General features: G+C 63.3%; 11 protein-coding genes and 1 tRNA gene. 5 read left to right on the top strand and 7 right to left on the bottom strand.

All coding sequences use genetic code 11. The features are described 5' to 3' along the window. The first annotated feature begins 96 nt into the window (after positions 1–96). The 3 genes from B7X49_RS15720 to B7X49_RS15710 all read left to right on the top strand — a co-directional run bounded on the left by B7X49_RS15720 (position 97) and on the right by B7X49_RS15710 (position 1,729). Entirely contained in the window at positions 97–477 is a 381-nt protein-coding gene (locus B7X49_RS15720; RefSeq protein ID WP_286840135.1) for a lytic transglycosylase domain-containing protein, read from the top strand. A 103-nt stretch (positions 478–580) separates the two neighbouring features. After that, a complete protein-coding gene (locus B7X49_RS15715; RefSeq protein ID WP_286703104.1) occupies positions 581–1,306 on the top strand; it encodes an A24 family peptidase in 726 nt (241 codons plus the stop codon). Between the two features lie 297 nt (positions 1,307–1,603). Further along, the gene (locus B7X49_RS15710; protein WP_286840133.1) at positions 1,604–1,729 is read left to right on the top strand and encodes a hypothetical protein; all 126 of its coding nucleotides are present in this window, start codon (positions 1,604–1,606) and stop codon (positions 1,727–1,729) included. A 3-nt stretch (positions 1,730–1,732) separates the two neighbouring features. On the opposite strand, the gene B7X49_RS15705 is transcribed toward B7X49_RS15710, so the two are convergent. After that, positions 1,733–1,822 (bottom strand) — tRNA-Ser (locus B7X49_RS15705). A gap of 133 nt (positions 1,823–1,955) precedes the next feature. Here B7X49_RS15705 and B7X49_RS15700 point away from each other — a divergent pair. Together B7X49_RS15700 and B7X49_RS15695 are read left to right on the top strand one after the other, a co-directional pair. Continuing rightward, positions 1,956–2,483, top strand: a complete 528-nt coding sequence (locus tag B7X49_RS15700; RefSeq protein ID WP_286703102.1) for a ferritin-like domain-containing protein — start codon at positions 1,956–1,958, stop codon at positions 2,481–2,483. Positions 2,484–2,550: 67 nt separating this feature from the next. Further along, positions 2,551–2,859, top strand: coding sequence for a hypothetical protein (locus tag B7X49_RS15695; protein ID WP_286703101.1), 309 nt, complete (start codon positions 2,551–2,553; stop codon positions 2,857–2,859). Here B7X49_RS15695 and B7X49_RS15690 read toward each other — a convergent pair whose 3' ends face one another. The 6 genes from B7X49_RS15690 to B7X49_RS15665 form a co-directional block, all read right to left on the bottom strand. Then, positions 2,860–3,546 (bottom strand): Crp/Fnr family transcriptional regulator, encoded by a 687-nt coding sequence (locus B7X49_RS15690; protein ID WP_286703100.1) that lies wholly within the window; start codon positions 3,544–3,546, stop codon positions 2,860–2,862. Positions 3,547–3,782: 236 nt separating this feature from the next. Beyond that, entirely contained in the window at positions 3,783–6,026 is a 2,244-nt protein-coding gene (locus B7X49_RS15685; protein ID WP_286703099.1) for a xanthine dehydrogenase family protein molybdopterin-binding subunit, read from the bottom strand. A gap of 2 nt (positions 6,027–6,028) precedes the next feature. Then, on the bottom strand, positions 6,029–7,012 hold the full coding sequence (locus B7X49_RS15680; protein WP_286703098.1) for a xanthine dehydrogenase family protein subunit M: 984 nt from the start codon (positions 7,010–7,012) through the stop codon (positions 6,029–6,031). After that, the gene (locus tag B7X49_RS15675; RefSeq protein WP_245594096.1) at positions 7,012–7,533 is read right to left on the bottom strand and encodes a (2Fe-2S)-binding protein; all 522 of its coding nucleotides are present in this window, start codon (positions 7,531–7,533) and stop codon (positions 7,012–7,014) included. Before B7X49_RS15675 ends, B7X49_RS15680 begins: the two co-directional genes overlap by 1 nt. Next, positions 7,530–9,008 carry an NAD-dependent succinate-semialdehyde dehydrogenase gene (locus tag B7X49_RS15670; protein WP_286703097.1) on the bottom strand — a complete coding sequence of 493 codons (1,479 nt, stop codon included), beginning with the start codon at positions 9,006–9,008 and terminating at the stop codon, positions 7,530–7,532. The genes B7X49_RS15675 and B7X49_RS15670 overlap by 4 nt, the downstream gene beginning before the upstream one ends. A 760-nt stretch (positions 9,009–9,768) precedes the next feature. Continuing rightward, on the bottom strand, positions 9,769–10,447 hold a 679-nt coding region (locus tag B7X49_RS15665; RefSeq protein ID WP_286840129.1), incomplete at its 5' end, for a hypothetical protein.

Below are 10,447 nucleotides of genomic sequence, written 5' to 3'. Positions count from 1 at the left end.
GGGGAAAGCCAGTTCGTCACGCTGGTGAATGTCAATGGCCGCCATGGCGGGGGCCACTAGCCCTAGTGGGTGTCTGAGTCAACCGGATAGGCACGGATCTATCATCTGCCGCCGCGCGTGCTCCCCTCGATAGCAGTCGTCGAAGGCGGTATAAACGGCAGTATCAATCACAACGTCAATGGTTCGGACGACCTCGGTGTCATGCAGGTGAACACCATCTGGCTGCCGGCTTTGTCGCGCTATACCGGCCTGCCGGCCAGCCTCGTCAAAACGCGCCTCACCACCCGGCCATGCTTCAACATCGCCGCCGCCGGCGCCATCCTGCGCACCTATCTGGCACAGGACGATGAGCATCTGATGCAGGCCGTCGGCGATTACCATTCCCATACCGCGCCGCTCAATCATGCCTACCAGATCAAGGTCCTCAATGCCGCGCGCGCCCTGTTCGCCTCAGGCCGATCCACCGCGCCACGATAGGTGTCCGCCAGCGCGGCGTGCCCATGCCATCGAAATCCAGGCATCTGGTTTCAACACCCTCGAACGCGCGCGGATTGCGCGCAGCGAACCGTAGGACCGACTGATGTTCTGGCTGCCCCCCCTCATCGTCGCACCCTTCGCCGGCAGCGTCGCGGGCGTCATGATCCGCCGCCTCCCCGCTCATCGTCCGGTCGGCCTCGCCCGTTCGTCATGCGACCATTGCAACGCCCCCCTCGCCGCGCGCGATCTCATTCCTCTGGTCAGCTTCGCGGTGTTGCGCGGCCGCTGCCGCCGCTGCGGCGCCCCGATCGCGCGCGAGCATCTCGCCGTCGAACTCGCCGCCATCGCGATCGCCCTCTGGGCGATCAGCGCCACTAACAGCCAACCCGATCTCTGGGCCGCCTGCGCCCTAGGCTGGACCTTGCTCACCCTCGCCTGGATCGATGCCAAACACCTGATCCTGCCCGATGTCCTGACCTTGCCGCTGATCGTGGCCGGGCTCTGCTTCACCTGGTGGCTCACCCCGGCCGCACTGGCTTCACACGCGCTCGGCGCCATCGCTGGCTACCTTAGCTTTCGGGCGATCGCCCTGATCTATCGCACCCTGCGCGGCCGCGAAGGTCTCGGCGCCGGCGATGCAAAGCTATTGGCCGCCGCCGGCGCCTGGGTCGGGCTCGCCGCTCTGCCAGACCTGATCACGGCCGCCGCTCTGCTCGGCCTCGCCATTGCGATCGCGGCGCGCACCACCACCAAGTGGCCGCCAGCGTCAGCCATCCCGTTCGGCCCTGCCCTCGCTCTCGCCACTTTCGTATCCCGCCTCTATCGCTGAGGAACCACCAGCGGCTTGACCAACGGATCGGCGATTGTTGCTCTGAGACGTTTGAGTCGCGGCAGCATCGAACCCAAGGCCATCGGGCCGGTCAGCAGCTTGGCTGTCATGTCCGAGACGCCGCTGTCCGCGGGTGATGCCCGATCCGTCGGCCAGGCCAGCACCGGCTGGAGGCCGCGCCCCACCTGCGGTATCGATCAAGATCAAGGTTGGCCGAGCGCGGCTCCGGATGCAAGATTGTGCGGACTTGCAGGTGTTGAGGCACAGTCTGACCGTTTGATCTAATCGTCTGCAGACATGCCGGCGACGCCAAATTCCTCGCATGATCAGCTCAGCGTCGCCATGCCGATGGCCGATCGGACGGCTGCGGTTAAGCGGCTAGGGGCGCCGGTTGCGACGCTCTCGCGGGCCGCCCGGACATGAAAATGGCGGATGGGGTGGGATTCGAACCCACGGAACGCTTTCACGTTCGGCGGTTTTCAAGACCGCTACCTTAAACCGCTCGGTCACCCATCCAGCGGCGTCGCACGTCCGATGTAACCTGACCATCGTCTTCACTCAAGGCCGCGCGGGCTTCCATTGCCTGACGCGGTGAAGCGTCTATATTGTGAGCGGCGTCACACGAACTCCGCCCTGAAAGTCTAAGCCGATGGCCGATACCCTGGTGTCCACCGACAATCTGTTTCTCCGCGATGTCGCGGCGTTGCGTTCGAGCGCGCAGGGGTTTCTTGCCGCGCGGCCGCGTGCGCCGCAGGCTGCCGCCACGATCGCCTTGCTGCAAACAGCGCTGACCATCGAGATCGTCTGCGTGTGGCGCTACACCATGATGTCGGTCTCCGCTCGCGGCCTGCGTGAAGAACGGGTCGGTTTCGAGTTCCAGGAACAAGCGAACGACGAGCGCAAGCACACGCGGATGGTGGCCGAACGGATTGAGCAACTCGGCGGCGTGCCAGATTTCCAACCCAAAGGCCTGATGTCCGGCCTGGCGATGGATTACAACGCCGATTTCGACGGCATGATCGCCCAGAACCTCAGGGCCGAACAATCGGTCGTCGAATACTACACAGACCTGATCAACCATTTTCAGGATTCCGACCCGCAGACCACCGCGATGCTCGAAATCATCCTGCAGGACGAGGAAGATCACGCGACCGATATGCAGGACCTTCTCGCGTAACCGACTCATGGCGTGCACGAAACGAGTTATGTGATGCCAATCACAGAAGCTCCGACATGAAATTGCTATGGAAACCTGGACGGCGACACAATCGCCCTTCACCCGAAAGGTATCCATCATGTACAACCATTATCGCCACCTTGTTCGCGCCGCACCCTCAGCGACCCCTGTTGTAACGATTCGAACGGCCGATCAGGCCCCATCGTCCCCCACCGCGCCCGCAAAACCTTCCAGACTCCGCGAAATCGCCTCAAACGTGGCGCCGGCCCTGCCCTTCATGGTCGCCATCGTCATGATCGCGGGCTTCGCTATCGCGGCCTATCCGCTCATCGTCCACGATCTGCCAGTTTTCCTCGCCCAAAGCCCGCTCGGATGATCACGCCACCGGCGAGATCGATGATACCAGTCCCGCCAGCTGGGCACGATCGAGAATGGTGATCCGCCCTGGAGATAAGGCGATGAGCCCCTGCATCTCGAGGTCCCGCAACCGCCGGTTCACCGTCTCGCGCGCCGACCCGACCACGCGGCCCAGCGCGCTCTGCGTGATATCGATCCGCGCAAGCCCCCGCTCGTCGTGGCGGCGCAACAAATACATGATTAATCGCTGATTGACGTCCTGGAACACCATCGAGTCGAGTTGCGCGATCGTGGCGCGCAGCCGGGCGCAGATGATTTCCACCACCCGGTGCGCGAAGCCGCTGTCCTGCTCCATCAGCCGCAGCGTTGCCGCGCGTTCGATCACCAGCAGCCGGCCATTGGTCACCGCAACCGCATCGGCACTGCGGGATTTACCGTCGAACAGGGCAATCTCGCCGAACACCGCGCCCTGGGTCAGCACGTTCAACACCTGATCCTGACCGCCCTCGCTCGGCAGCAGAATCCGCACCTCGCCGGCCAGAATTGCCATCATCGACACGCCGGGGTCCCCGCGCTGGAACAGCGTTTCGCCGGCGCGCATCACCCGCTCATACGCGCAGCCGAACAACGCATCGAGATCGTCCGGGCGAAACGGCGCAAACAATGGTATCCGCCCCAGCAACTGCCGACCGTCGCGGATCACCATGTCAAACCGAGCCTGCGCAAACCGTCATCACGTCATATCAGTAACGAAAACGCGAACGGATCGCAACGTCGGAGCGTACACGCGCACGGAGAAGGAAGCACTGCTTTTTTGTAAAAAAGCAGCAAAAAACTTTCTTTAATTTGGTGCACGGGCGTTTTCGTAAGCACAGACCAAGACAAATAAAAGTTTTTTGCTTCTTTTTTACAAAAAAGAAGCGCTTCCCCTCCTTTCTTCCCTTACAGCAAATCCTCCATTAGAATCGGCGTCTTGCGCACCCGCACACCTGTGGCGTGGTAGACCGCATTCGCAATCGCCGCCGGCATGCCGACAATCCCAACCTCGCCGACCGCCTTGGTGCCGATCGCGTTCACGACGCTATCGTGCTCATCGAGCATCTCCACCACCACCTCGCCGACATCCGCGTTCGCCGCGAAATGATACGACGCCAGATCGGTATTGGCGAAACGCCCGCGCGCCCGGTCGATCTGCGATTCTTCGAGCAGTGCCGAACTCGCCCCCCAGATCATGCCGCCCATCAGATTGCTGCGTGCCGTCCGCGGGTTGATGATCCGCCCGCAGGCAAACACGCCCACCATGCGCGCCACTCGGATGGTGCGCAGCAGCGGATCGATCCGCACCTCGGCAAACTGCGCGCCGAACGAGAACGACACATGCGTCTCACCCACCGGCCCGGCAAACGCCATGCCGCCGGCCAAGCCCTGCTGCATCGTCTTGTCGTCCATATCGGTCGGTTTCCAGTCGGCATGCTCCTCGATCACGCCGCCCGGCAAGCCGCCGATGATATCGCTGATCGCCCGGCGAGACCCATCAGGCAGCACGACGTGCCGATCCGCGAGCGTCATCTTTGAACGATCCTGCCCGGCCGCAACCGTCGCGAACAGGCGTTCGCGCACCGCGCGTGCGGCCATATGCACCGCCGAACCGGCCGAGCCCGTGGTGATCGAACCACCCGAAACCGGGCCGGAGGGATGCCGGCTATGCCCCATCTCGACCGTGACAAGCTCATCCGGCACGCCCAGCACATCCGCCGCCACCTGGCCGAGCACGGTGTAGGCGCCGGTGCCGACATCATGCGCGGCGCAATACACCACGCACGAGCCATCGGCCGAAAGCCGCACCCGCGCCGAGGATGGCGCCATCGCCGAAGGATAGGTGGCGGTCGCGCAGCCGTACCCGATCAATGTGCCATCCGCGGCGACCATCGAACCGGGCTTGGGGTTACGATCGCTCCAGCCGAACAGCGCGGCACCGCGCCGGTAGCATTCCACCAGCGACCGGCTGCTCCACGGCAGCCCGCTCACCGGATCGCGCGCCGGTTCGTTCATGATGCGCAGTTCGACGGGGCCGATCCCGAGCGCGACGGCAAGCTCGTCCATCGCGCTCTCGAAGCCAAAGAAGCTCGGCGCCTCGGCCGGTGCGCGCATGAAACCGGGTGAATTCACATCGGTCGCAACGGTTGCCGCGCGCATGCGGATATTCGGCGAGGCATACATTTTCGAGGTCGCCTCCATGCCCGCAAACGCGACATGGTCGATCACCGCGCTCTGGCCGACCTCGTCATGCATCACCGCGGTCAGCTTGCCCTGCGGCGTCGCCGCCAGCCGCACCCGGCTGCGCGCGGCCGGGCGGAAACTGCCGACCGTGAAGCCCGCCTCGCGCGGCACCACCAGCTTCACCGGCCGGCCCAACCGCCGGGCTGCCATTGCCACCAGCACGACATGCGGCAGGATCGACGCCTTGGCCCCGAACGCCCCGCCGACATACGGGCTTTCCACATGCACATCCTCGATCGGGATGCCGAACACCTTGGCGAGCCCTGCGCGCGTGCCCATCACCCATTGGCTCGGCAGGTTGATCAGCAATTTGCCGTCCTGCCAGGCGGCCGAGGCGGCGTAGAGTTCAATCGGGTTGTGATGCTGCGCCGGCGTTACATACGTTGCGTCCACCTTGACCTCGGCCGCCGCGAACGCTGCCTCGGCGTCACCGACATCGATACCGCTATCGGCTGGCTCCTCGGTCAGCCCGGCATCGTCCATCGATGCCGAAGCCGGCTCGCTCGCGTAATCGATCGCGACCAGCCGCGCCGCTTCCTCCGCCGCCTCCAACGTATCAGCGATCGTCAGCGACACGATCTGCCCGGCGTAATGGATCTCATCGGAGGTGAGCGGCAGGAACGAGGACTGCATATGCCCGCCCTTCATCACGAAAGTCTCGTCACCGAGGCTCTCGTTCAGGCTGCGATGGGTCAGCACCATCCGTACCCCGGCAACCGCCTCGGCCGCCGCGGTGTCGAGCCGGCTGATCCGCCCGCGCGCCACCTTGCTCAGCGTCAGCGCCGCGTAGGCAGTATTGTCGTGCGGAAAATCGGCTGCGTATTGTGCCACGCCAAGTACCTTGGCCATCGCATCGCGGCGCACCACCGGCACACCGATTCCGCCGTTACCCATATTGATATCCATGATCAGTGCTTTCCTTTCGCGACCATGGCGGCCCGCGCCACCGTGCGCGCCCCCAGATCGATCTTGAATCCGTTGTGCCGCAACGCCTTGGCATCGGCGAACGCTGCCCTGCCCGCTTCCAGCGCCACCGCCTGGTTCAGCACCTGGCCGACCAGCGCCGCCTCGGCCGCCGGCGCGCGCCACGGCTTGCTCGCAACGCCACCGAGCGACACCCGCGCGGCGGTGACCCGATCACCATCCAACTCCAACGCGACCGCGGCCGATGTCACCGCATAGGCGTAGCTCTGCCGGTCGCGCACTTTCACATAGGTCGAATGCCGTCCCGCCGGTGTCGCCTGCACCAGAATCGCGGTCACGATCTCGCCCGGCTGCAAAATGCTCTCGCGCGCGGGATCATCACCATAGGCCACGTGAAAATCGGCAAATTTCACGGTCTTGGTGCCCGAGGCCGAGCTGATCTCGATGCTGGTATCGAACGCCGCCAGCGCGGTTCCCCAATCGCCCGGATAGGTCGCCACACACCGGTCGGAGGCGCCGAACAGAGCCATCTCGCGGTCTTCGCCATCCAGCGCCGTACAACCCGAGCCGGGCACGCGCTTGTTGCAGTCGGACACACCGTCGCGGAAATAAACGCAGCGCGTCCGCTGCAACAAATTGCCGCCCAAAGTCGCCGCGTTGCGGATCTGCTGCGAGGCGGCGAGCTGCAAACTCTCGACGAGTGCTGGATAATTCTGTTTCAGAAACGGCAGCTCCGCCACATCCGCCATCCGCGCCAGCGCGCCGAACCGCAGCACCGGGCCATCCAGCTCAACCTTGGCCAGGCCGGGCAGATGACCGATATCGATCACGTGCTCGGCCCCTGTGAGATCGCCACGCATCAAATCGACCAGCGTGGTGCCGCCGGCCATGATCGCGGCGTGGCTCTGCGCCGCCTCGCTCATCGCCTGCTCCAGCGACGTCGCACGGCTGTATAGAAACGGGCGCATCAGGCAGCCTCCGCCATGGTCGAACCCGCAACTTCGCGCACCGCCGCAACGATGTTCGGATAGGCCGCACAGCGGCACAAATTGCCGGACATATATTCGCGGATCTCGTCATCCGAACCCGCATGACCCTCCGCCACGCAGGCCACCGCCGACATGATCTGCCCCGGCGTGCAATAGCCGCACTGCAACGCATCGTGTGCCACGAACGCCGCCTGCATTGGGTGCGGCGCACCATCGGCGCCCGCCAGACCCTCGATCGTGGTGATCGCCGAACCCGCCGCCGCCGCCGCCAGCATCAGGCACGACAACTGCCGCCGGCCATCGATGTGCACGGTGCACGCGCCGCAGGTGCCGTGGTTGCAGCCGACCTTGGTGCCGGTGAGGCCCAGATGTTCGCGCAGCGCATCGAGCAGCGTGGTGCGCGGATCGAGCTGGATGTCGTGATCCGCGCCGTTTACCGTCAATGTCACCCGCATGCGCGGACCCGTCGCTTCGCTACCCATCGTTTCAATGCCACTCATGAGCCAATGCCCCCTATCGCCAGATATTTGATTTCCAGATAATCCTCGATCCCGTATTTCGAGCCCTCGCGCCCCAGGCCGGAGGATTTCACGCCCCCGAACGGCGCCACCTCGGTCGAAATCAAGCCCTCGTTGATGCCGACGATGCCGTACTCCAGCGCCTCCGCCACGCGGAAAATCCGCCCGACGTCGCGCGCATAGAAGTAACTCGCGAGGCCGAACTCGGTGTCGTTCGCCATCGCCACCGCCTCGTCCTCGGTCTTGAACCGGAACAGCGGCGCCACCGGCCCGAATGTTTCCTCGCGGAAAATCAACGCCGCGCGCGGCACATCCGCCAGCACGGTCGGCTCGAAGAACAGCCCGCCCATCGGATGCGGTTTGCCGCCGGTCACCACGCGCGCGCCGTGCTTCACGGCATCGGCGATATGCTCCTCGACCTTCTCGACCGCCGCGCGGTTGATCAATGGCCCCTGGGTGACACCCTCATCCATCCCGTTGCCGACCTTCAACGCCTCGACGGCGATTTTCAGTTTCGCGGCGAACGCATCGAACACGCCGTCCTGCACCAGCAAACGATTGGCGCACACACAGGTCTGCCCGGCATTGCGGAATTTTGAATCGATCGCGCCCTTCACCGCCGCATCCAGATCGGCATCATCGAACACGATGAACGGCGCATTGCCGCCCAACTCCATCGAGGTCTTCTTCACCGTCGGCGCGCATTGCGCCAGCAACTTGGCACCCACCCCAGTGCTGCCGGTAAAGCTCAGCTTGCGCACCAGCGGGTTGGCGGTCAATTCACCGCCGATCGGCCCGGACGGGCCGGTGATCACATTGCAGACGCCCGGCGGCATGCCGGCACGCTCGGCCAGAACCCCCAGCGCCAGAGCCGAAAACGGCGTCTGACTCGCCGGCCGGATCACGCCGGTACACCCCGCCGCCCAGCCCGGCCCGGCCTTGCGCGTGATCATCGCGGCGGGAAAATTCCACGGCGTGATCGCGGCAAACACGCCGATCGGCTGCTTCTGCACGATGATCCGGCGCCCCTTGGCATTTTCCGGAATCGTATCGCCATAAATCCGCTTGGCCTCCTCACCGAACCACTCGATGAACCCGGCCGCATACGCGATCTCGCCCTTGGACTCCGCCAGCGGCTTGCCCTGCTCCGCCGTCATGATCACGGCCAGATCGTCCTGATTTGCCATCATCAGATCGAACAATTTGCGTAAAATCCTGGCACGCTCCTTGGCCAGCATTCCCCGCCAACCCGCAAGCGCCGCATCCGCCGCCACAATCGCCCGCCGCGTCTCCGCCGCGCCCATCGCCGGAACCCGGCCGACCAGCGCACCCGTCGCCGGATTCAAAATCTCGATCGTCGCCCCATCATCCGCCCCCACCCACTTGCCGCCAATCAAATTATCCTCACGCAGCAAGGTCGGGTCACTCAATTTCAGCTTGCTCGGCTGGTCCAGCATGGCATCCTCCACTTCACTGCGGCATCACATAGGGATGCCTCGGTGGAATCAGAACCCGCCAGATGTAAAACAATGCGGTCGGGATAATCGGGGGAGGAAGTGAGGGAAGGTCTTCTTTTTTGGGAAAAAAGAAGCAAAAAACTTTTGGCCCTCTGGGTTCGCGGCGGTTTTAGCGGCTTGGGCCAGGGATGGCCCGATTGCATTTGGGCGGGTTATTGCGCGTCGTCGGCGAACACCATGATAGTTTTGTCTTGCATCAATCTCACTCGGTCGTCGTGCGTTTTTCGTCCTGTTTCCTTAATAAACAATTCCGAGGTTATCATGTTTCGTATGCTGTCGATTATTTTCAGTAAGGACCCGAATAGAATTGTAAGACCGTGGGGCATACTCGGGCCGCGCTATCAATTAACACCAATTGGTATGTTTTATTTTAAGATTGCCTGCATAGTACCATTTACTTTAATACCACTTTCATTTGTGATCACTGAAAATAATTTCCATTATAGAGCTCAGTACGTTTACGCTTTTATTTTTATTTTACTTTCAACTTACGTTTTTGTTCAGCTCGCTGTTCGCAATGGTAAGCGTCTTTCTTAGTCATTTTTGGAGAGATGACGACCGCGGCCTTCTCGCCAGATAGGCCGACGTACCAAAACTTCTGAATTTTTTGCACTACGCTGGTCGGCTAATCCAGCCAGAAACTTCCTCGCCCAAAATCCATGCCCAAAAAATGACGTTATGGCCGTTAGTTTGTTTCGAATTAGCAATAAAATAGCTGTAGTGGGGCGGCGGGCTCGGTGTCGCTTGATGTTCGTCCGTCGTGGTTCTCGGAGGTTCCCGGCATCCAGGCGGTCAGCCAGGCGGTCAGCCAGGCGGTATGAGGGACGCTGGGCGGCGTGGCGGGCGGGGGTTCGGGTTCGTGGTGCGCGGGTTCGCGCGCGGTTGGCTGGGGGATGGCGAGGATGGTGGGGCGTTCGATGCCGAGGGCTTCGAACAAGGGGCGGAGGATGCGGCCGATAGCGGGGTTGGTTTCGATCAGTTCTGCCATGGTGGGGTCGGCGAGCAGATCGCGCAGTTGCTGAGCGGGGTAGGTGACGGCGGCGGGCATGTCGTGGGTGCCGGGGAAGACGCGGGGGAGCCAGCCGAAACCATCCGGCAGGGATGGGCGCTTGGCGAGGTTGGGTTTGGCGGGCGTGAGGCGCTTCCGGCTTGGGGTGGGGCCGCGCAGGACAGCGCGGGCGAAGCGGGCGGCGATGCTGGTGAGGCGCTGCCAGATGGCGATGATCCTGGACCCCGGAAGGTGTTGCGCGTGGCCTTGGTTGACGACGATTTCGGCCAGCATCGCCATGATGAGGGCGAAGCGGTCGAGCAGTGAGATCGTCAGAGGGGTTGGGGCGGTGCGCACCAGGGGAGATAAGCATGGTGGGCGGGGGGTGAGA

Origin of the sequence: Acidiphilium sp. 34-64-41, assembly GCF_002282635.1 — a bacterium.
GTDB classification, from domain to species: domain Bacteria; phylum Pseudomonadota; class Alphaproteobacteria; order Acetobacterales; family Acetobacteraceae; genus Acidiphilium; species Acidiphilium rubrum.
The sequence above is the reverse complement of the archived record's forward strand: the minus strand, read 5'-3'. Positions and strand labels throughout refer to the sequence as shown.